General features: G+C 47.8%; 21 protein-coding genes and 1 tRNA gene. 9 read left to right on the top strand and 13 right to left on the bottom strand.

Features of this window, described 5'->3' with window-relative positions; all coding sequences use genetic code 11:
• Nucleotides 1-211 precede the first annotated feature (211 nt).
• Together NG796_RS22510 and NG796_RS22505 are read right to left on the bottom strand one after the other, a co-directional pair.
• Complete coding sequence (locus NG796_RS22510; protein ID WP_261209383.1) at nt 212-562, bottom strand: hypothetical protein; 351 nt, start codon at nt 560-562, stop codon at nt 212-214.
• A gap of 262 nt (nt 563-824) precedes the next feature.
• Nucleotides 825-1,400: a tetratricopeptide repeat protein gene (locus NG796_RS22505; protein ID WP_261209382.1), complete on the bottom strand. Its 576-nt coding sequence runs from the start codon at nt 1,398-1,400 to the stop codon at nt 825-827.
• 464 nt (nt 1,401-1,864) lie between these two features.
• Here NG796_RS22505 and NG796_RS22500 point away from each other — a divergent pair, with 464 nt between their 5' ends.
• The 4 genes from NG796_RS22500 (at nt 1,865) to NG796_RS22485 (ending at nt 5,166) form a co-directional block, all read left to right on the top strand.
• On the top strand, nt 1,865-1,996 hold the full coding sequence (locus tag NG796_RS22500) for a hypothetical protein (RefSeq protein ID WP_261209381.1): 132 nt from the start codon (nt 1,865-1,867) through the stop codon (nt 1,994-1,996).
• A gap of 120 nt (nt 1,997-2,116) precedes the next feature.
• Nucleotides 2,117-2,431: a hypothetical protein gene (locus NG796_RS22495; RefSeq protein WP_261209380.1), complete on the top strand. Its 315-nt coding sequence runs from the start codon at nt 2,117-2,119 to the stop codon at nt 2,429-2,431.
• A gap of 205 nt (nt 2,432-2,636) precedes the next feature.
• Nucleotides 2,637-4,364, top strand: coding sequence for a succinate dehydrogenase/fumarate reductase flavoprotein subunit (locus NG796_RS22490; RefSeq protein ID WP_261209379.1), 1,728 nt, complete (start codon nt 2,637-2,639; stop codon nt 4,362-4,364).
• A gap of 274 nt (nt 4,365-4,638) precedes the next feature.
• Nucleotides 4,639-5,166 (top strand): hypothetical protein, encoded by a 528-nt coding sequence (locus NG796_RS22485; protein WP_261209378.1) that lies wholly within the window; start codon nt 4,639-4,641, stop codon nt 5,164-5,166.
• 143 nt (nt 5,167-5,309) lie between these two features.
• Here NG796_RS22485 and NG796_RS22480 read toward each other — a convergent pair whose 3' ends face one another.
• Entirely contained in the window at nt 5,310-5,738 is a 429-nt protein-coding gene (locus NG796_RS22480) for a Dabb family protein (protein ID WP_261209377.1), read from the bottom strand.
• 78 nt (nt 5,739-5,816) lie between these two features.
• A complete protein-coding gene (locus NG796_RS22475) occupies nt 5,817-6,779 on the bottom strand; it encodes a tetratricopeptide repeat protein (protein ID WP_261209376.1) in 963 nt (320 codons plus the stop codon).
• A gap of 681 nt (nt 6,780-7,460) precedes the next feature.
• Here NG796_RS22475 and NG796_RS22470 point away from each other — a divergent pair.
• Nucleotides 7,461-8,450 carry a hypothetical protein gene (locus tag NG796_RS22470; RefSeq protein ID WP_261209375.1) on the top strand — a complete coding sequence of 330 codons (990 nt, stop codon included), beginning with the start codon at nt 7,461-7,463 and terminating at the stop codon, nt 8,448-8,450.
• Nucleotides 8,451-8,519: 69 nt separating this feature from the next.
• On the opposite strand, the gene NG796_RS22465 is transcribed toward NG796_RS22470, so the two are convergent.
• The 5 genes from NG796_RS22465 to NG796_RS22445 form a co-directional block, all read right to left on the bottom strand.
• A complete protein-coding gene (locus NG796_RS22465) occupies nt 8,520-9,701 on the bottom strand; it encodes a homocysteine biosynthesis protein (protein WP_261209374.1) in 1,182 nt (393 codons plus the stop codon).
• Nucleotides 9,702-9,855: 154 nt separating this feature from the next.
• The gene (locus NG796_RS22460; protein ID WP_261209373.1) at nt 9,856-11,088 is read right to left on the bottom strand and encodes an AI-2E family transporter; all 1,233 of its coding nucleotides are present in this window, start codon (nt 11,086-11,088) and stop codon (nt 9,856-9,858) included.
• Between the two features lie 229 nt (nt 11,089-11,317).
• Nucleotides 11,318-11,512, bottom strand: a complete 195-nt coding sequence (locus tag NG796_RS22455; RefSeq protein ID WP_261209372.1) for a hypothetical protein — start codon at nt 11,510-11,512, stop codon at nt 11,318-11,320.
• A 647-nt stretch (nt 11,513-12,159) separates the two neighbouring features.
• Nucleotides 12,160-13,338 carry a DUF4394 domain-containing protein gene (locus NG796_RS22450; protein ID WP_261209371.1) on the bottom strand — a complete coding sequence of 393 codons (1,179 nt, stop codon included), beginning with the start codon at nt 13,336-13,338 and terminating at the stop codon, nt 12,160-12,162.
• A 767-nt stretch (nt 13,339-14,105) separates the two neighbouring features.
• Nucleotides 14,106-15,161 carry a C39 family peptidase gene (locus tag NG796_RS22445; protein ID WP_261209370.1) on the bottom strand — a complete coding sequence of 352 codons (1,056 nt, stop codon included), beginning with the start codon at nt 15,159-15,161 and terminating at the stop codon, nt 14,106-14,108.
• A gap of 282 nt (nt 15,162-15,443) precedes the next feature.
• Between NG796_RS22445 and NG796_RS22440 the strand changes: the two genes are divergently transcribed.
• Both NG796_RS22440 and NG796_RS22435 read left to right on the top strand, forming a co-directional pair.
• Nucleotides 15,444-16,649 (top strand): NAD(P)/FAD-dependent oxidoreductase, encoded by a 1,206-nt coding sequence (locus tag NG796_RS22440; protein WP_261209369.1) that lies wholly within the window; start codon nt 15,444-15,446, stop codon nt 16,647-16,649.
• 9 nt (nt 16,650-16,658) lie between these two features.
• The gene (locus NG796_RS22435) at nt 16,659-17,306 is read left to right on the top strand and encodes an HAD-IA family hydrolase (protein ID WP_261209368.1); all 648 of its coding nucleotides are present in this window, start codon (nt 16,659-16,661) and stop codon (nt 17,304-17,306) included.
• A 6-nt stretch (nt 17,307-17,312) separates the two neighbouring features.
• Here the strand turns inward: NG796_RS22435 and NG796_RS22430 are convergent, their stop codons facing one another.
• From NG796_RS22430 to NG796_RS22420, 3 genes are all read right to left on the bottom strand, one after another.
• Nucleotides 17,313-17,723 carry a DUF4278 domain-containing protein gene (locus NG796_RS22430; RefSeq protein ID WP_261209367.1) on the bottom strand — a complete coding sequence of 137 codons (411 nt, stop codon included), beginning with the start codon at nt 17,721-17,723 and terminating at the stop codon, nt 17,313-17,315.
• Nucleotides 17,724-18,182: 459 nt separating this feature from the next.
• A complete protein-coding gene (locus tag NG796_RS22425; protein WP_261209366.1) occupies nt 18,183-19,145 on the bottom strand; it encodes an ADP-ribosylglycohydrolase family protein in 963 nt (320 codons plus the stop codon).
• Nucleotides 19,146-19,193: 48 nt separating this feature from the next.
• Nucleotides 19,194-20,618 carry a DUF1802 family protein gene (locus NG796_RS22420; RefSeq protein WP_261209365.1) on the bottom strand — a complete coding sequence of 475 codons (1,425 nt, stop codon included), beginning with the start codon at nt 20,616-20,618 and terminating at the stop codon, nt 19,194-19,196.
• A gap of 188 nt (nt 20,619-20,806) precedes the next feature.
• Here NG796_RS22420 and NG796_RS22415 point away from each other — a divergent pair, with 188 nt between their 5' ends.
• Nucleotides 20,807-20,998: a hypothetical protein gene (locus NG796_RS22415; protein WP_261209364.1), complete on the top strand. Its 192-nt coding sequence runs from the start codon at nt 20,807-20,809 to the stop codon at nt 20,996-20,998.
• An 8-nt stretch (nt 20,999-21,006) separates the two neighbouring features.
• On the opposite strand, the gene NG796_RS22410 is transcribed toward NG796_RS22415, so the two are convergent.
• Nucleotides 21,007-21,080: transfer RNA gene (locus NG796_RS22410), tRNA-Pro, on the bottom strand.
• Between the two features lie 167 nt (nt 21,081-21,247).
• On the opposite strand from NG796_RS22410, the gene lipA reads away from it, so the two are divergent.
• Complete coding sequence (gene lipA / locus NG796_RS22405; RefSeq protein WP_261209363.1) at nt 21,248-22,156, top strand: lipoyl synthase; 909 nt, start codon at nt 21,248-21,250, stop codon at nt 22,154-22,156.
• The last annotated feature ends 2 nt before the right edge of the window (nt 22,157-22,158 follow it).

Below are 22,158 nucleotides of genomic sequence, written 5' to 3'. Positions count from 1 at the left end.
CCAAGGGGAGCCTAGATGCAAGTCGGGCTCCCCTCTTTATTGCTTTCGTGTCACTGGCTTAGTCTAAACTCCAGTTACGGAAGCAAAATTTACCCAGACTATTTTTAGTTTCTTAAAGTGCTAAAAGAGTGATAACTTGATTCAAGGCAAAAAATAGCCCGCTTGCGCGGGCATAGGTCAGGAAATTTGGCTATTGTTTAAAGCAGTTGGCTTAACGTCTCATGTAATCTCTTAAGCGACCCCGAATATTTCGTGCATCGCTGGAGTTATCGCTGGCAACTGCGATCGCAGCTACCAGTTCTCGTCCACTTTGAATGCACATAATTTTCGCTTCCAAGTCGCTGGTGTCGCCCTCGATTAATTCATTATCCTGGATTTCCACATTATTCAAGCCGGAGGATTTCATCGCTTCCACTGCTTGTCGCACACATCCATCCTGGTTTGTCTCATCCATGCTTACCCAAGTCAAGCGCAAATTTTGGTCTGCTAACGAGGGGGTAGACCAAAACAGGAGACTCAAGCCTACAGTCGTAGCGATGGTTTTTTGAAGGGGTTTCATCATAAAAGCTAAGGTTAAAGTGTCCAAGTAACTATAACGCTTTTTGGCCTTTTAAGTTCCTCCGAGGGGAGAAAAAAGACGGCGTGCCAGAAAATGTAATTCTGCCGTAAGGGGAGGTTTCCGTAGGGGGAATTTTAAAATCCCACAAATTAACAAGATTTAAGATTAGATTGCATCCCCAAGGGGGAATGAAAGCCTGGACAATTCAATCCAATAACTGCCCTCATTGAACCCGAGATTACTGGGGAATCAGGGGGCAGTCTAGTCATTGTTTTTTTTTAATCGTTCGGTCTGAAATTTCTACCGCTTTATGATAGGCGCGATCATAACAATCCCGGGCTTCTAAATAGCGATTTAATCTCGACCAAGCAATGCCTTCCATTTCCAGAATCTGAGGGGATCCCATGCTATTGGGACAAAGAGCAAGGGCTTGTTTATAGGCAAAGATTGATTCCTCATAACGTTCAAGGGTAAAGAACAATGCGCCTAAACCATTCCAGGCTTGATAACGGGCGATCGGATTAGCGCTAACTTCTAGGGCTTTGCGATAAGATGCGATCGCCTCTTCGTAGCGGTGTAAGCGTTTGAGGACTTCCCCCCGTTGTTGCCATGCATAGCAGGCTGTGGGTTTTTGGAGTAAAGCCGATTCATAAGCGGCGATCGCTTCGAGATAGGCTTTTGCTACCCGCAAGCGATCGCCTTCCTGCTTCCAATATTCATAGTTTTGTCCCCCCTCTTCATATTCCGTTGACACACTATCCTTTCGATTTAATGGGGTTTGATCACTGTTCAAGTTCGTGGGATTGATCTCAGGTAACTCATGAAACGGTCCTTCTTGCATTAGAATCTCCTCATCGATCAATTCCTGTAAAAGGGTCTTTTTTATCAGTGAAGACCTACTAAACCTCTTGCAAAAAAAGGATTGATTTCCCAACCCCCCTTAAAAACGCCAATCGGCTTTTGACAAGTTGGCAAGAAGTCTACTGAAAATCCCTTCGATAGCTACCGCAACATTTCCGGGTTGAGATAGAGTCGGTTTGCTAGACCTGTTGTTCCTTAAAATAACTCACTTTATGCTAATGTCAGGATTTCTTAGTAAAATTTTTATACTTGGTCCCATTTTTGTTAGATTACTTAACCTTAGTTCACCCTAATTCATGAACCTAGCTTCACAAACTCGACTCCTTTCCCCTCCATCGGAAGAATGACTCACTTCTGAATTCTTATCTAATTTCGATGACATCCAATCCGCAGATTTCCGCTAGAATAAGGAAACGGCTAGGGTTGCTCATGTCCAAACACTAGATGCCAAGCCGCCCGTCAGAGCGGCCAAAACCGAGGAAAGCTGCCGAGGCGATCGCCCCTCAAAGCTGGCTGGGCATTGAGATCACCGCCCTCTCAACCCGAACCAACCCCAGAACAGGCGATCGCCGCTAACCCAAAAACCCCGATTGTAAAGTGATGTTGCGAATCTTTCAAAAATCTTTAAAAATCTATTAAAACAGAGACAGCATATTACTCTGATCTTAAATCTATAGTTTTCGAGGAAACCCATTAATGAATAACCTGAAAAAATACCGATTGGTCTGCACCCTGACCTTTGGAGATATCTACGGACAAATCATCATTTGGTTGATTGTGATTTTCCTGAGTTTAGCCTCCGCCCTCGCCTTGTGGAGTACCGCCCGTCAAATCTTTGCCCTCGCTACAGTGGGTTTAATCGTCGTACTCTCCCTGCCCTTTCTCCTCTTTGCCTTCGTCACCACCTTGCTCAATCACATCGAACTGAACCCGGTCGAAACCTCTACAGAACCGGCGGAATCAAGTTCTAGAACTGCACCCAACTCGAACCCCGCCCAAGCAGCCAGTTAGCCTAACTGAGGGACAAGCCCACGGGTTAACCTTAAAATCTTTAATGCTGCCCTGTTCATCCTCAAACGCGAATCAGCCATCGACTGAGCGATTCTAAAAACTTCCCTACCTTTGAGGAGGGAATTTTTTTTGAGTGGGAAGATAGATCCAGAACCAATCCAGAACACCTTGAGATCCCATCAATCCAACGAGAGCTAAGAGAACCATGATAGAACATGACGTCATTATCGTCGGGGGCGGACTGGCCGGGTGTCGCGCCGCAGTGGAAATTGGGCGCATTAATCCCAGCATCAATGTCGCCGTAGTTGCCAAAACCCATCCGATTCGGTCCCATTCCGTTGCCGCCCAAGGGGGAATCGCCGCCACCCTCAAAAACGTCGATTCGACGGATAGCTGGGAGGCCCACGCCTTTGATACCGTCAAAGGGTCGGACTACTTAGCGGATCAAGATGCCGTAGAACTACTCACTAAAGAAGCCCCCGATGTGGTCATTGACCTTGAACACATGGGTGTACTCTTCTCCCGCTTACCCGATGGGCGAATTGCTCAAAGGGCTTTTGGGGGCCATTCCCATAACCGGACCTGCTACGCCGCAGATAAAACAGGTCATGCCATGTTGCACGAACTGGTGAATAATCTGCGCCGCTATGGAGTCCAGGTCTATGAAGAATGGTACGTCATGCGCTTGATTTTGGAAGAGGGACAAGCCAAAGGATTGGTCATGTACCATATTCTCGATGGTCGCCTGGAAGTGGTGCGCGCCAAAGTGGTGATGTTTGCCACTGGGGGATATGGACGGGTGTTTAATACCACCTCCAATGACTTTGCCTCTACCGGGGACGGGTTGGCAATGTCGGCAATGGCAGGGGTGCCGTTACAAGATATGGAGTTCGTCCAGTTCCATCCGACGGGGTTGTATCCGGTGGGGGTGTTGATTTCGGAGGCGGTGCGTGGGGAAGGGGCCTATTTAATTAACAGTGAGGGCGATCGCTTTATGGCAACCTATGCCCCCAGTCGCATGGAATTAGCCCCCCGTGACATTACTTCTCGGGCGATTACCCGGGAAATTCGCGCCGGACGAGGGGTCTATCCCGATGGTCGTCCCGGAGGGCCTTGTGTTTTCCTGGACCTGCGACACATGGGACAGGAAAAAATTATGAGCCGGATCCCCTTCTGTTGGGAAGAAGCCCACCGTTTGTTAGGGGTCGATGCCGTCTATGAACCGATGCCTGTGCGTCCCACAGGCCATTATTCAATGGGAGGCATTCCCGTTAATACCGAGGGCCAGGTCCGCAGCGGTCCTGATGGGTTGGTGGAAGGATTCTTTGCCGCAGGGGAATGTGCCTGTGTGTCCGTACATGGTGCCAATCGCCTGGGAAGTAATTCCCTACTGGAATGTGTCGTGTATGGGAAAATAACCGGCGCGGCGATCGCCCGCTATGTGGAAACCCGCAAGTTGCCAGACCTCGACGATCGCCCCTACCTCCAACAAGCTCAACAGGAACTGCAATCTCTCCTCGATCTGGCTGGAACTCACCGCATTGGTGCTGTTCGTCAGGGATTCCAGGATGCTATGAGTGACCACTGCGGCGTGTTTCGGACTGATGAACTGATGCGGGAAGGGTTAAAGCAGTTAGAATACTTCCAACAGCAATATCAGCAGATTTATTTAGATGATAAAGGCAAACTGTGGAACACAGAAATTATTGAAGCCTTAGAATTACGCAGTTTAATGGTGGTTGGACAATTGATTTTAGCCAGTGCACTCAACCGTCAGGAAAGCCGAGGCGCTCATTTCCGCGAAGATTATCCCGATCGCGATGATGAGCAGTTCCTCAAACACACCTTGTCCTATTATTCTCCTGCCGGTGTGGATATTCGCTATCGACCCGTAACCATTACTCAGTTCCAGCCCAAAGAACGGAAGTATTAAACGCTCAGGTTTGATGGATTCAGGAGTGCACGTTATAAGCTTCCCTTCCCTAAGCGATGAGAAACCGGGTTTCTTGACTTTATCTCTGGCAACAAAGCCACAAATTTGAGATAGAAACCCGGTTTTTTGTCTTATTTTTTTAATTAAATCAATCCTTAAATATCATGAATGATGGTAAATCTAGTTACATTTTTTAGTTAAAACTTGAAATAAAATTGAGATATATTTTCATAAAATCACTCCCAAGTATTAGGCTAATTCCAAGAAACAGCAAATGGATTACCTAGACGAAGAACAAGCCAAACAAGAGATATTCCGCAAGTACAAATACGCGCTCAAAGGACTGCGGGTAGACCTAGGCCGCCCGGATGTGGTAGAAGCGGTGGACCAATGTTTCGAGGATTTTGAAAGCATTCTGCAAGCCTTTATCCTGTGGGCAATCTATCGAGAACGAACCGATAACAAGCCCCTCGAATATCCGAGTGCTGGGCTGATTCAAGCGATTAAAGAACAATGGAAATGGCACCACCAAAACCCTTGGTCTGAGGAGATATTATCAGACCCGCGCTTTGAGAGTCCCGGTACAAAATGGTGGAAGGCGGCAGAAGACGGGCTGGGAGGCGATACCCGTAACCGGCTGATTGCCGATGTGGTCGAGGAAAACACCTCCTATGTCTTGTTCCGCAACGGTCTGACCCTAAGACTAGCAGTGGCGATGGACTGGGAGTGGGACCAAATCCGAGACTATGGCGAACGGGAGACGCGGCCACAAACTGGCTCCTTGACTCAAATCTTTTCTTAAGGGAGCTCATCCGATAGGCGTTTGGAAGTAAGAGTCCCTTTCTGGAAGACCACTATAAAAGCGATGAAACTCCTTACAAACAAAGCCCGCCTGCGGGGGCTAATTAGAGACAAAAGACTTGTTACAACCTGAGTTTGTATTACTCATTCTCCATAGAAATCAATAACCTGAATGTTGGCAATCTTTGCGCGATTTCGGCGGAGAAATTCTTGATGATTGGGATGGGGACCGTAGATATCTAAATCAGCATTTTGAGAGAGTTTAACATAGAGTCCCAGGTTATAATCTTTGAGATGAACATCGCGGTCATCTCGGGCTTTGGGTCCTAAAGAGACTTCTAAAACTCCGGGAATTGCACTGATTAACCGGCGGTTATCTTCAATCGTTTGTTCAATTTCTTCTGGGGTAACATCAGGCTGGAGTTTAATTAAGACAATATGATGAACCGGCGGTTCTGAGGGGGATGGAGGTTTGGGGTTACTAGCGATCGCCACTGTCGGGTTCATCTGACCCAGTTTAAACGCCACTAGAATGAATAATCCCCCAAATGGAGTTAAAGGAATTTTAGCCACTAAATTAACCTCGGGATTGCTTCCCTGGGAAAAGGGTAAAAAAGGAAGGGGCGACTAATGTTGCCCCTTCTCTAAATACTACTCAGCTTCTGGTGCTGGGGTAGAATCGCCTTCCGGTGCTGGGGTAGAATCAGTTTCCGGTGCTGGGGTAGAATCAGTTTCCGGTGCCGGTGTAGAATCAACTTCTGGGGCCGCTTCCGGTTGTGGGGTTGCTGGAACCGCTGGGGCGACTTGTTGCGCTTGTTGCTGAATTTGATCCCGATACTGAGGCGGTGCTAATTTAGCTGCCGTTTCAAATAGGGGTTTAGCCTCAGCCATTTTCCCTTGATTTTGCCAGACGATCGCCTTGGCATAGATGGGACGAAAATCTTCCGGTTCAGCTTTCATGGCTTCATCGTAAACCGCGATCGCCTCCTCATACCGCTGTTGGTCCGCATAGACTTGGCCCAAAATCACTTGGACGGAAACCACATCAATACTTCCCGGCTGAATTTGATTCGCTTGGGGAGCGGTTTTCAGGGTATCCTCAAGCAGCCCGATCGCCGCTTCGGGGCGGTTTTCCATCAGCAAAAGATTGACATAACCTTGGAGGGCATTAATATTACCCGGTTGGGTTTCCAAAATTGACCGATAGACCGTAGAAGCCCCATCGCGATCGCCGACTTGTTGTTTCCCTTGGGCCAACAGAACCGCATAATCGGTGCGTTCGGGATTCAGGGCCACTAATTTTTCCAAAGCGGCGATCGCCCCGGGGATATCTTGCAACTTGAGTCGAGTCTCCAACAGTCCGCGCAGGGCGGTCTCATTATTCGGTTCCCGTTGCACCACTAATTCATAACCCCGAGCTTGAGCTTCCAACTCCCCCTGCTGCGAATTTGGGGTTGTTGTTGGGGTTGCTGGTGTGTTAGACGAAGTGGTTTGTGCAGCTCCCATCACCCCATTGACAAGCGGCGTAATAATTGGTGCCAGACCAATTCCCACAAAGGCAACTAGCCCCAGTATCAAGACGTACAACTTCCATCGCCCCAGCTTTTCTGACACTATAAAACCTCTAACTCTATTCACATTTTAATCAACATCGGCTGTAACCGCAGAGATTCCTAAAAGAATGAACTCCTTTGAATCGGGGTGATGATTGTAGCGGAGTTTGCAGACACCGGGCAACCGAGAGTCCGGTTCTGATCCCAAAATCCTGATTCTATTGTGCAGAGGTGACCCTTAGACCCACAATCATTGCCAGACTCATTCAGGGGTCCGTAACCCTAAATTGAGACTGGGGATATTCACGAATGCGATGGAGTCGCGATCGCCCCTCTATCCACCAACCCAAAGCGAGAAAAGCCGACTCAATGCTATCTTGATCAGGAGTGCGTTTTAACGCCAATCCGCATTAAACAACCCTAGTTTCCGGCATTACGTCACGAGCAAGCATTGACAGAGCGTACCCCAGATCGACTAGATTTGACGGGTATGAATGCTCTGCGAGCCAGTAAAAAGCAGAAACCATGCGGATTTGGCCCTAGCATCCTTGCATTTTAGGTAAAATCAGCAGCCTGATGGAAAGCAAGCCCCTATCTTCGGATCAGGGGTGGGTTCCTCCCTTATGTTAAGTCAGGATGCAACGAGCTTAATTCTATAGAACCTGTCAAATTCAGGTTTAGAATCATAAAGCGTTTTTCAAGTTAGCTGTCACCGGATGTGTCTCCGCCGCCAGGAGGTTTTATGAATTCCTCTCCCAATCAATTCCCAAGCTCCGCTAATACTCCAGAAGCAGGCCAGCCCGATCCTAGCGTTCAGGCCACCCCGCCCGACTTCTCCCCTAGCCCTCCGACAAAATCACCGGAACCGAAATCGGTCACCGAATCCAATAAACTGCCCGATCGCGAGGCTGTACCCACTGATTCGGACGGCACAGTGATACGGCCTCATCCGATTCCCCTGCCTTCTGAACCGAAGCAATATCGGGCGATCGGATTGGTCGCCGGTCGCTATCAACCCTCGGAAGAACAATTCACCCGAGGCAATTTAATCACCCCAGAAGGAACCGCAATTGATGCGGTTTTACTGGGTAAAGTGATGAGTTTGGTCAAAAATCATCTGAGCGATGAAGAAGATCACCTCTGGGTGGTTTATCCGCGCACTAGACAGAAAGAAAAGACCTTGCACGTGCAAATTATGGGGGTATGGGAGCCGGAAAAACTAACCCCCGCCTCCTCCGAATCCCCAACCCAGACGACCGAAGCAACCGCGACAGTCACCGAAGGGTCATCTGCAACGCAAGAACCGAGCGAGTTAGAGATTCAAGATGGCTATTTTTCCATTCGTGGGGAGGTCATTTTTCAATCTCAGGACGAGCAGTATATCGTCGTTAAAATCAAGCAAAGCCCGAAAGATTCTGACACTAAACCTAAGTTTTTCAAGTTACAGCTTGAGGGGACTTTACCTGGAAAAGCCGTCGGTCATTTCTGGGACTTACACGTGAAGCGTCAGGAAAATTCTCTGCTGATTGAGCAGGGGAACGATATGGGATCAGTTGCACCTAAAAAGAAAAAGCCCTTTAAAGGGAAAGGGGGTAAACCGGGCGGCAGTAAGCGCCCCTACAAGAGCTCTGGACGCCCAGTCCCCAGCCCGACGGTTCAGCAAACCGCCGCACCCCGAACCGATCCGCTTCCCAAACCCGTTAAGCGTAATAAACCCCAAAATCAGGAATAAACCGTTGATTAGGGTTGGTTTTGAATTCCCTCAGCGGAATTTTTGACTCTGCACAACCCTCCAGGTGGATTATTCCAACCTGAGTTGAGACCCCCACAAATTTTGGGGTAAAAACGAGCGGTCCATCGCCAGAGGGATAACAGGTTCGGTTAGGGTAAACTCCCCAGATTCGATCCATTGCTTTAATTCCAAGGCAACTTGACGGGAAAAGAAGATACTGGCTAGAGGTGCCGTCCGCACGGGTTTGCCTTCCAGGGTAATCCGACCCGTTTTAAGCTGGGCGTAGCTGACTAAACCAAAGGTCGGACGAACCCTGCGGGGGATGGAGAAATCCACAATCGGGGCAACTATATCTTGGTCTTGCACCGCACAGTGCAGGACCACTTGCTCGTTGAGGATAGGTAACGGGACCCCGACGCCCAGCATTAAGGAGGGACCGTAATTGTGGAAGTAGCAACCCCGCACCCATCGGGGATTCATTTGTTTGGCATCTCCAATTAAAGCTAAGGTGGCCGCAGGGCCTATGGGCGTCTTATTCGGTAGGCGTTTTTGCTTGGGAAAGTGCTGAGTTCCTTCCCAAGCAACATACCCAATTCCACCCCCTAAAAAAATCCGGGTTCCCGGACCAATCAGGTCGAGTTCCGGGTCATTGAGCAGCGGGGAAATAGCGCCTGGGTTAGAATAGACAGCATTCCCGAGATGGGGTTGTAAGGGACCGAGATAGGTAAACAAAGGCCGATCGCCCCCATTCACTCCTACAATAAAATTTTGATATAAGTTTCTAGGGTTATATAAATAAAACTGGTTAATAGTGTCCTTGGTCAGGGTCGTTTCAAAGGAAGCCCGGGGATAGCAATCGGTGACTTGCCCAATCGCCCGCAGATGAATGGGTTTCCCTGCAATTAAATCGGCGATCGTATGCCCCCCACCCCGTTCTCGGATTTCCTCTCCATCTTGGGCTTCCGCGACTTCCGTCGCCCCCAAATACAAATCCACCGCCCCAAACCCCGAATAGGCGGGAACTCCATCTAACCAACAGCGCCGAATTTTAATCGGGGGGTCGGTATGACCCAGGTTCAGAATCGCCCCAGATGACTCCATCGGTTCAAAGGTGCCCGTTGTCACTACATCGACTTCCTTTGTCACTGCCGGGATGCCCTTTTCCAAAACCTGCGCTTTCAGTTCTTCTACAGTCCAGACAACTGCTTTCTTTTTGCTGATTTTGTCATTAATTTCGGCAATTGTTCGCATAGCTTGGGTTCTCTAATATCGGGATTTATGCGGATAAATTTTTGATTACTTTTAACGAATTCCTCCCCGATTTCGATTGGTGAGTAAATGCTATAAAGGCCAATTTTAAGACAATAATTTGGGTAAAAAACAACCGTTTAAGGGGATTTTGGTCTTATTCGGGTTGGGGTTCTTCCTGAAAGTCGCGTCCCGATTTGACCTCTGGGGGAATCAGTTTAGGATCGCTTCCCTGGGAGCGATCGTCCCAAGGGTCATAGTCTAGGATGGATAGATCTGGACTCGATGGCAACAACGGCACTGATTCGGTTTCAGCGGGGGTGTCAGCCGGGGTGGCCCCCAATCGTCTTGGGCGTCTCGTCGCAAAGGGTTTGCGCCATCGGTCTAATATATCTTTCACCAACGTTTCTTGAAGCCAAACCTGAAGCACTAAGGTTAAGGGCAGGGCTAAAAATAACCCTAAAAAGCCAAAGATAGAGGCAAAAAAGACTTGGGCGATTAAGGTGACGGCAGGCAGTAAAAAAATCTGCTCGGCCATCACATAAGGAGTTAAAACATTGCTTTCTAATTGCTGGATGAAAATATATAAAGCCAGCACCGCTAGGGATTTCCACGGGGCATCCAGCAGGGCGATCGCCATCGGTGGAATGGCACTTAAAGCTGGTCCAATATTGGGGATAAAGGTTAACAAACCTGCTAATACCCCATTTGCTAAAGCCAGGGGAACACCCAAAATTAAGAGACCAATCCAGCTTAATACCCCAATCACCATCATGTTAAACAGAATGCCAATCAGCCATCCGCCTAATGCCACATCGCAGCGATCGAGAATTCCATCAACTCGCCATCGATAAAACGAGGGAAAAATTCTCACGAAAGCACTTCGGTAAGCTTGAGGACTGCTCACCATCATTAAAGCTAGAACTAAGACTAATAAAAAGCTTAATAATCCCCCAAAAGTTCCGCCTACGACTGCCCCCGCACCTCCGACTAATTGATTAGCTAAAGGTTGGAGTTGTTGAATGATACTCTCAACATCAGGTAAATATTGCTTCAACTGGGGCGGGACTTGGGTTCTAACTTTATAAATTAAATCATTGATTTCTGCAAATCCCAAGGTCAGGAGTTGAGTGAGTTGCTGTAATTGAGTGGCAAAGGGAGGCACAATCAGCCAAAAAAAGCTCACCAATACCAGGAGTAACAGGAGAATGGAAACCATGACGGCCCAACCCCGTTTGATGCCAAACCATTGCAACCGGCGCGCGAGTCGATTTAAGGCCGTCGCTAGGACAACTGCGGCAAATAGCAGCAATAAAATTTCTCGAATTTGCCAGAGAATATAGAAAGAGATAAAAACGGCTAATAAGCCCAGCCATTGACCTAAATTCACTGCGATCGCTCCCTCCCATCTAAGCTATTTCCGCTGACCCCGCTTTGTTTCGACCGTAAATCCGGGGTTCCAATCTTCCGCAGATTGACCCCAGGGATTGTACTTGATACTCAATATAGCCTCAACTGGGTCTTGTCGCCTTAAAAGCGCTCAACTGCTTTGTTCAGTGGCGATCGCACCCCATACTCCCGTGCTGTAACTCAACCGGGCCAATGAAACCCCAGCCCCTTTAATTCTGTGGATCTTGGAAATACAGTCGCCAACTCAGGACCCCGAACATGATCGCGGTTGGTGTACAAACCAGGAATAAGGCGATCGCTGGGGTATTGGGAATCGCCAGCAGAGGCCCCCCGTATTTGATCGCAGCAGAAACCAGGGCTGAGGCAACCATCACCTTGACAATAAATAAAGTATTACTATCCATTGTTATTCATGACCCTTCCAAAAGTTAACCCAACCGTTTACACTTAATAACAAAATTTAGCAAAAGATAGACTTAAATTGATTTTTGGCCTATCTCTTAAGATATCAGTCAATCCTTGTCTTTCATCCTAAAAACTTTAAAACCCTAGCTAACAAAACTGGATATCAGCCCGTTCTTAATTTGTCACCGTTTTGATTTTAGCTGGAGTCGGTTACGGGTTCTTAAATTCGGCAGAACAAACCGCGCAAATCACCCCCACTGCTGCGATCGCCCCTCAAGCCGAGGCCCCCGGAACCTCCAGATCCAGCACTTCCACCTTGGCGATCGGCCCGGAAACCATTGACCTCATACGAAATCCGGTTATCAAAAGTCGTCTTAATTTCCTTTCCGGTCCCCTCCCCTTTGCAAGGGGAGGGTTAGGGTGGGGTCCCCTCCGTGGCGCTCCTTTTAACAGACCTATAACTACCGGATTCCGTATCACCCCTCAAAAACAGAAAACTATGCTTTATGGCCGCAATTAATGATTCCTACACACCCAGATAACGACTCAAGTCGTTACTACAACCATCGGATCACTTCAGTGAATGCTTCGATGTTCCTAGCAACGACTTGAATAGTTTATTTTGTTTCAAAGTCACGAAGTGAATCTAAAAAACGCGACCTTCACTAAATCCATTTTGAATATAGTGTTGAGTTGCTGCAACTACATCATTGCCAAAAGCCGACCTTAAATCCTCATAATTATTCAAGTAATTCACTGGATTAAACACATTGGTAACTCGCCCTTCCGAAGCCCCAAAGACAACAAAATGCTCGGTCGCTAACTGGGGATTAAACCCAATGACCTGAATTAAGTCCCCATAAGAAGCCAGATATCGCAGTTCATCAAAGGTATCCAAGGCTCGATTTTCTGCCATCCCGAAACTTTCATAATGTTGACTAGCAGCCGTTAAGTTATAGCCAAACGCTGTAATTAAATCGCGATGAGAAGCCAAATATTGAGCGGGGTTAAATTCCGTTTCTCCCGTAATCGTATCTCGGAATGTAGAAGGAGGTACAGTTGCTAACCCTTGAATATTTAAGCCAGTATTCCCCCCAATCATCCCTAGGCTACTGGCTTGACCATTGGTGAGGTTAATAGAATAAAGCATCGAGTTTGCAACCGCAAAAGCCGCATTTTCCCCGGCCATCCCTGAAACAATATCAAACCCTGCCAAATTACCAAAGTCCACCCCTAAATTCCCAACAGTAACGAGAGTTCCATCATTAGGAGGATTTTGCAGTAACAGGGTATTCAGTTGCGTATCAATATTGTAGAGTTGGGTTGCAGTGGTTCCGGCAAAGGAATTGGTATAACCCGAGGCACTAATAGTCGGATCAACGGCCCCGTTGGGGTCGCTTGCTGCAAATGCTAGAGTACCATCAACAAGGACTGCTCCAGTATCAACATTGATGCGGAAATTTTGATTATTTTCCCCTACTAATCGCAGGCGGTCCGGAACGGGATTAAAGTCAAATCCCGAAACTGTTCCCCCTTCAAAGGGTTGGGATAAGGTACTGACCAATGTAGCAGCCACGGTCGGCGGCGTCATGGTATTATTCAATGCTCCATTAGCATCAATAGTAAACCCTAAACTCTGGGGATTAATGGAGTAAATATTGTTGGTGGTTGTGATTCCATAAATCAAACCGTTAGCCGGTCGGGTATCAATCCCTAGTAAAGTCCCCTCAATTCCTGTAACTTGCACTGAGGCGGTCTGGGCCGGATTATTCGCGTTAAAAGCGACGAGAGTATTGTTGTCATTTAAAGCAATAAAAACGGTCATTATTTTTCCTTGTTGTTCTGGTTAATGGTCAGTACCTATTCGGTTTTATAGCCTAAAATGCCTGCATAAATTAGCAGATTATGACATCCCTTGAGACATCTCTAGGGTTTGGGTGCAACTTTTGATTCGGTTGTAGGTTGGCCTCCCTAAACAGAGTAATGAGCAGTCTGGGTGAGTCTCTTTAGTCGGAGGCGGTTAAAAAGTGAACTATTTATGTTAGAGTGATTTAAGTTACTTTCTGAAGATAAGAAAATTATCCAATTTTAGTCAACTTCAGTGAATTAACCGCTAGGGGAGAACACCTATCTAATTTTAGCACTATCTCAATGAACCCTGAGCGAAATGAGCCGGAACAGTAGCCAATTCATTGATTTTAATCTGAAAATTTTCTCTCCAGCTCTAGCTGGGGATTAGCAATTTCAAGGCTTCTGGAGACTCTAGGACGGGAACAGAGCAACGGAAAATTTACCGTGAAGAAGCCCTAAGATAAACTAGAATTTTCGTGATTTTTTAGGTATTTTAGGGCATTAAGTTGCTGATCCCCAACCCCTGAGTTCCAGTGTTTGAGTGCCCGGACTGAGGGTCTAAATTTAACCCGATCGCTGACCCATTGGCAGTTTTATTATCTCTTATAAGTGAGAATCAGGGTGAATTGAGTGATTCAAGTTTCCTCAGTTAAGTAGCTGTAGAGGTTGAATTGACCCGAAAAAAAACACGGAATCAAAGAATTCCGTGTTTGAAGTTTCACCCGATGTACAAGGTTGGGTTTAACGACTAATGTAGTGAACCCAGAACTGTCCATCTGGAATACAAGTGCGGCGGATTAAGTTGTAAGAGTAGCGCAGATAGGCACCCTTCCCGTCATTTCGATAACCGTTTGGAAACCATTCGCCATAAGGGTCATGAACGATAAATCCGTTAGCGTCAAACCCGACTAATACAATAATGTGACCAAAGCTGGTGAAATAGCCGTGAATCACACAGGGATTGCCACCGCGCAAGTGTTGTTGACAGCGTTCGATGGTTCCCCACTTGGTAAAGTCATCTTTGCGTTTATAGTCTCGGACAACACGGGCTAAATCTTCAGGTTCATGGCGGGAATATCCGCGATCGAGACACCACCGATATAACTCATCTTCCATCTGGCGATAGCGACTATCGTAACGGGGTACGCCTAGATATTCCAAACACATGGCGATCGAGGTAACATTACAAGCACCGCTGGGATTGTAATAGTTATCCATCTGAGACTTAAAAGGCACATTTAATTGCACCGATGCTGCCGGTGGCTGGGGTTGGGTGAGGGTGCGGTTTCCTTCTATCAGTTGAACGTGCTCTTCAAAGGCATACCAGACTCGATTACCCCGAATCGCTTCTTGGAAGGTAACCCGGTAATGACCGCGATGGCCCGGTTCATAATTAGCTAAGGTAAAACTTTGACCAACTTCTACACTAAATTGCTCATTGGCAGTGAGTACAGAAGATTGCAGAGGTAAAGTTTTAAAAATCGTTTTCGTGATGATTTGTAGGGAAATTCGGGGGATCGATAAAGTTTGAACCTGAGCATTCATCAGGGCTGTAATTGTTTTGGGACCCAGGGCTTCTTGTTCTTCTTCAATCCCGTTGAGGTTCTGAAAGCGTTGATAGGCGGCATTGGTCAGTTCCCCAAATACACCATCAACGGGAGGAGTAAGTAATTGCAACTCGGTTAAGCGCTGCTGAATCTGACAGGTTAATGTGTGATTGTTAGCCACTTCCGAGAGTGGACAAATCTTGTCAATTTCCAGAAAAATGGAGTTCGGCTGGTCGTTAGTTACGGTCATAATCAAAGAATGGGGGGGCAAACTTCGGGGTACAAAGATGCTGTAAATCTCTTGTAGCACCTGTATTTTGATTGCGGATAAAATATCGGTTGGTCCGGAAATTGAACGCAACTTGAGCCAGGATTTAACCCTTGAGGGAGAAAAGACTCAGGAAAGGGTTAAATTCATTCCGGCAAGATGTGATTCTCATGGGTTCAATTCGGCCCGATCGCCCCACGCTGGCCGATCGCCCTGCTATCGTGGAAAAGACTATCTTGTTAACCGACGCGATCGCGCACTTGTATGACAAAAAAAGCACGAATTTGTATCCTAGGCGGCGGATTTGGCGGTCTGTATGCCGCTTTGCGCTTGAGCGAGTTACCCTGGAATCCGCCGGGAAACCCCGAAATTGTTTTAATTGATAACAACGATCGCTTTTTGTTCTCTCCCCTCCTCTACGAGTTGCTCACCGGAGAATTACAATCCTGGGAAATTGCACCCCCGTTTGCTGAACTCTTAGCAAATACCCGAGTACGGTTCCATCAAGGCACTGTGTCTGACATCAACCTCGAAAACAAACAGGTTCATTTAGAGGATGGAGTAGAATTCACTTACGATCGCGCAATTTTGGCCCTCGGTGGAGAAACCCCCTTAAATTTAGTCCCCGGATGTGCCGATTATGCCTTCCCCTTCCGCACCATTGCTGATGCCTATCGTTTGGAAGAACGACTGCGCCTCTTAGAAGCATCGGACAAAGACAAAATCCGCATCGCCGTCGTCGGTGGCGGTTATTCAGGGGTGGAATTGGCTTGTAAACTAGCCGATCGCCTCAAAACCCGAGGTCGTCTACGCCTCGTGGAAATGGGAACAGAAATTCTGCGAACCTCCACGGAATTTAATCGCGAAGCAGCCACCAAAGCCCTAGAAGAACGGGGAATTTGGATTGATTTAGAAACCAGCACCGAAGAAATTACCGCCGATACGATTTCTTTGTTATATCGAGGACAAGTAGACCCAATTCCAGTAGATTTGGTGGTTTGGACCGTGGGAACCCAAGTGGCAGCAGCGGTGCAATCCCTCCCGGTGAAACATACCCAACGGGGTCAAGTCGAAGTGACGCGGACCTTACAGGCGATTGATCATCCGGAACTCTTTGCGATCGGGGACCTCGCCTATTGTCTCGATGCCAGTGGACAACCAGTCCCCACCACGGCACAAGCGGCAATGCAGCAAGCGGATTATGCCGCCTGGAATGTCTGGGCCTCCCTGAGCGATCGCCCCCTTCTCCCCTTTGAATATCAAGGATTAGGAGAAATGATGACCTTGGGAATTGATAATGCCACCTTAACCGGATTAGGCGTCAAATTAGATGGTCAAATGGCCCACCTCTTACGGCGTTTAGCCTATCTCTATCGAATGCCCACATTTGACCATCAGCTTAAAGTCGGCTTAAATTGGATTACTCAGCCTGTGCGTGAGTTTTTATCTCAATCCGGTTCACCCCGTTAGCCTAACCTGATGTCCCAGCCTTCGGTAATTTTTTTCGATGCCGCCGGTACCCTTTTTGGAGTGCGGGGCAGTGTCGGCGCAGCTTATGGAAATTTTGCCCGTCGCTTTGGGGTGGAAGTGGACGATCGCCTGTTAAATCAGGCATTTTTTGATAGTTTTGCCGCCACAGAACAGGCGGCATTTCCGGGAGTTGCGGAAACCGAGATTCCCCGCCTGGAATTTCAGTGGTGGGAGGCGATCGCCTCGGATACCTTCAAACGCGCCGGAGTCTTCCATCAGTTTGCCGATTTTTCAGCCTTTTTTGAGCAACTGTACCATTACTTTGCCACCGCTGACCCTTGGTTCCTGTATCCCGATGTTCGCCCTACCCTCGAATCCTTGCACGCTCAAGGCATTCCACTCGGAGTATTGTCAAATTTTGACTCCCGACTTTACTCCGTCTTAGAGGCATTGGATCTGGCCCAATTTTTTGACTCCGTTACCATTTCTACCGTTGTAGGGTGCGCAAAACCAAACCCGCCGATTTTTGCGGCGGGTTTGGAAAAACATAGCTGTGCAGCATCTGACGCATGGCACATCGGCGATAGCTATCGAGATGATTATCAAGGAGCGATCGCCGCTGGTTTGCGTGGGATCTGGCTGCGGCGCAACCCCTAGAACAGCTTAATAAAGGGAGCAGGTGAGCTGCTGGGATTCCATTTGTAGCTGTTCAATCAAGTCTTCATTCCCCAGCATCCTTGCCGCTTGCATCCGGCGTTCTAAACTCCGACAAATGTTATTGCGGTGAAGTTTGGCAACCTCTTCCATGACTTTATCTCCCGGTTGAGCATCCATCAGGGGCCGTACCCGTCCACTTTTGGGCGTTACTTCTGCCATTGGGGGAGTGGCAGCTTCCCCCACCTGATAGTGAGCACCCCGGTAGGTTAACTCTTTTAAAGTGGCAGGGACTGGAATATGCCGGGGATAGCGCACTTGCCACTCATTCCCCCGATATTTTCCCCCAATTTCCGCCTCCATGAGATTAAAGCTTTGGGGTTCCGAATCGTAGCCAATTCCCCGATAAGTGAGTTTCATATCTTTGTTCCTGTTCTAAATTAAGTGAATTTACTAAAGTTGGGAGAGGGGGCGTTTTTTGCATTTCCCTCTATTTCTGTATTATATTTTACCGTTTTGAGGAAATAGGGGTTTTTTTAATAAAACTTAACAATTTGATATATTTTCTCGGTGATGCCACTTTGCCTAGTCGAGGGATAAGAAAGCCTTGATCCCTGACCTGCCCCACCAAAAAGGACTACCGGAGTAAGATTGGGGGGAAAGATAAGAAACGACCAAAATTGGGACGTTGAACCGGAGAAAAATTAAGTTTTTCGTTTGTAGTCACGACTTCAGTCATTTCTCGGGGGTTAACCTCCTGCATCAGGGTAAAGAGGCTGCCAACACCAACAGGCGATCGCCCTATAAAATAGGAAAAAAACAACTGAAGTCGGGACGTTGAACCGGGAAAAAATCAAGTTCTTCGGGTGTAGTAACGACTCAAATCGTTTCCGGGTATGACTTTGATGGATGAACAATAGACTGGGAGAACTCAAACAAGCGATCGCTCAAAGAAATAATTAACTCTGCATCAGCTAACCGTTGCCGCCATCGTTCTGGAATGCCCAATTCCCCATAAAATGCCCCGGCAATCTGTCCATAAATTGCCCCCGTGGTATCCGCATCATCCCCTAAATTAACCGCTAATAAACAGCCCTGTTCAAACGATTGACTGTGATAAAAAGCCCATAATGCTGCTTCTAAAGATTTCACCACATAACCCGTTCCTTGAATTTCTGGCGGTTGGCGGGTTTTGAAAGAACCCGCTGCAATTTCAGCTATTTCTGGAACGAGGGGATGTTTTTGCCAATATCCAGGAACGGGACTGTAGTGAGGAACCAGTAATTCTTCCTTACTGCTACCCTGGATTGCACCGATAATTAATCCAGCAAAATATCGGCAAGCATCGACGGCAGTTGCTGCGCCGTGGGTGGTGCGTGAACTATCTTTTGCTATGGCGATCGCCACCTCGGGATTGTTCGCATAAAATAGGGGAATAGGTGCTAACCGCATTAAAGATCCATTCCCCGCACTTCTGGCATCTGTTGCCCCACAATACGGTTGTCTCGTCTCCTGAAACCGCCCTAGGGCTTGTTGCACCGTATTCCCAATATCAAAACACTCTCCGGTACTGCTGAAATACCCGGTTTGCTCCCACATTAAATATTTTTCTAATTGGTTAACCGGATCAAACCCGCATTTTTCAATCAGACTTTCGGCTAAACATAAAGCCATTGAAGTATCATCAGTCCATTCTCCGGGTTTGAGGTGAAAAATCCCCCCGCCTACCATATCCGTGATGGGGGTAAAGGTCCCCGGTTTCTTAAATTCTAAGGTAGTGCCCACCGCATCACCCACGGCTAAACCGAGAAGACATCCCCGATATCGAGCGATTTTTTCCATTGGAATGATTAGGGTTTAGGAAAAATATTCATAAGGAGTCCCACCATTCTACCGTGATAAATCGCGCAAATAATAGAAGCGATCGCTCTGCCAGTCGCTGCCTTTGATTCTTCCTAAATATCCCGTGAGGGGAGAAGAAAGCTCGATTAAAATTTCGTGCATTTCTCTTAAGGGAATAAAATGATGAGGATGGGAAGTCACATATAAAGCATGGAGTGCTTCTACCCCAGCCAGTTCTAAGCGGGCATTCTCTAAGTGTCGTTTAACCAATTTGATAATGCGCGATCGCAATTCAATGGATTCTTTGACTTTATCGATATAACTATTCACTTTATCATCAGCCCATCCATACGGGTCTTGCCGCAAACACTGTTTTAATTTCAGCAAGTCTACGGACCCTTTATATTGAGCTTGCAAGTGCACTAAACTTTGCAAGGTTTCGGGACGGATGACATTCATCTGATTTTCAATTGCCACGTTCAGCCCATCCAAAGTTAACTCTTCAGCCGCGACGATCCATTTAATAGCTCGTTCGTATCGTTCGGTTCCGAGATGATTTGCAGCCCGGGTTAGGAGTTGAGCGGGATTGTCGGCGATCGCGGTTTTGGGGTTTTTAGCGTTACACTGTCCTACCATAAGATAAGGCGTTTCGCAATAAAAATCCCATCCTTCCTCGACAATCAGGGCGTTAGGAAGAAGTTCGGGACCGTTAAACCCTAATTTCAGCAACCCTTGGCGCACCAGTTTAACAAACCCCTGGGCGTCTTGAGAATTACCCACTGAGGCGATCGTCTTAATCCAGGTTAAATCCGGGTCCTCTGAAGGGACGGGAACCGGATTTCCAAACCCGAGAAACTGTTGCAAATCATCATCCAGGTTTTGTGCGGTAGGTTGAGAACGAGCAAGTTGGGCGATCGCCCGTTGCAAGGCATCTAATTCCGGATGCAGGGGGATGAGGAACTGTTCCAGTTGTGAACGGCGGTAGGCAAAGGTGCGATCGCTCAATACCGGCACAGAATCAGTTACCGCAAGGGTTACGGGTAAGGCGATCGGGGTTCCGATCCGGTCTTGGGTTGGCAGAGGACAAGCTAAGGCGATCGCCCCAGGAAGTCGATAAACCCGCAAATGAGCCAGAAAAATAGCACCCTGATTCTGGAGAATTTCCTCTAAGTCTTCTAGGTTCCACAAGGTTAATCGAGATAGGGTAGGCAAAGAATTTCTGTCTGTAATGGTTTGGCCTCCTTCACACCGGGCGATCGCCGCTATCTTCACGGTTTCTGAGACTTCCGTGGGTTGATCCGAGGACTCTGACGGCAGTTGGGGGCTAAAATCATTACGGAAATAGAGGGCAAATTCTTGTCCCGGATCCAAAACAATTTCTGCCACCGCAGCAATGGTAGCCCCTTGGATGAGCGCCTCAACATCCGGTGTACTTAAGCCTAAAGCAGTGGAAATTAAGACAGGTTGGTTCATGATGCCATGTCTCGGGGACCTAGTAGAACAGGGTGATATATTTTCTCAATTCACGGCTATGGGGAGTTGAGGAATCATCTAAATTGCTTTAAGACTGACGCATCCCTTGTTTTTCTAGTCGGCGATGCAGTAGCAGTCCATGAAAAACACAGAAGCTATCCGATGAAATCCTAAGATTTGCGTCAGTCTTGTCCGTTGTAATTATTCTCCCTCATCATCCTGACGCAAAGAAGACGCTTTGCCAGAATTATCTTTACCAAAAGAATTTTAGAACGGCGATCGCCCTAAAAAAAGAGTTGCCGAGGATCTTAAGCGATCGCCGACAACCGGAAAGGCCCTTAACCCTTGATGGATTAACCCGCCTCGATAGAAATTTCTGAACCTAAAATCGGGATGACTGGATTCGAACCAGCGGCCCCTTCGTCCCGAACGAAGTGCGCTACCAAGCTGCGCCACATCCCGTAATTTATGACCATTTATCACTCTATGTCCTACTTGCCCAACTTGTCAAGTAGTTTCTAGTCGATGATTGGAAAAAGCTTGCTGAGGGCGATCGCACCGGCGAGCGAGTTGAACCCTAGGCCAGTATCATAAAGAGGAAGTCTTCAAAAAAATTTTAGGGCGTAAGCGTGAGTGTAAAACCAGATTGGCTGCGGGTCAAAGCCCCGCAATGGGAGCGCGTCGGCAACGTTAAAGAAATATTGCGGGATTTAGCCCTCAATACCGTTTGTGAAGAGGCATCCTGTCCCAATATCGGAGAGTGCTTCCACAACGGGACCGCTACTTTCCTGATTATGGGGCCAGCCTGTACCCGTGCCTGCCCCTACTGCGATATTGATTTTGAGAAAAAACCCCAGGCCCTAGACCCCACGGAACCCGTGCGGTTAGCAGAGGCAGTACGGCGAATGCGCTTGAATCATGTGGTGATTACCTCTGTGAATCGAGATGATTTGCCCGATGGAGGGGCGGACCAATTCCGGCGCTGTATTGAGGAAGTTCGGGCCGCTTCCCCCGGCACAACCATCGAAGTGTTAATCCCGGACCTCTGTGGAAATTGGCAAGCCTTAGAGGTGATTTTACAAGCCGAACCGGAAGTTCTCAATCACAACACTGAAACCGTACCGCGTTTGTATCGCCGGGTACGTCCTCAAGGCAACTATGAGCGAAGTTTAGAATTATTGCGGCGATCGCGCCAACTGGCTCCCGGACTGTACACCAAATCGGGAATCATGCTCGGACTCGGGGAAACCGATGAGGAAATTCAACAGGTGCTGCGAGATTTACGCGCGGTGGAGTGCGACATTTTAACCTTGGGGCAATATATGCAACCCACCCCGAAACATCTGCCGGTGGTGAATTGGGTCACCCCAGAGCAATTTACCGCATGGCAGCAGCTTGGGGAGTCCTGGGGATTCTTACAAATGGTCGCCTCTCCCTTGACCCGTAGTTCCTATCATGCTGAACAAGTCCGGGCATTGATGGAACGGTATCCTCGGGGGAATAGCCGCAACCGGCAAATGGTGTCGGGGAAGGATTGAGG

This window comes from Laspinema sp. D2d, assembly GCF_025370755.1.
In the GTDB taxonomy this organism is placed as follows: domain Bacteria; phylum Cyanobacteriota; class Cyanobacteriia; order Cyanobacteriales; family Laspinemataceae; genus Laspinema.
This window is presented reverse-complemented; position numbering and strand designations above follow the sequence as displayed.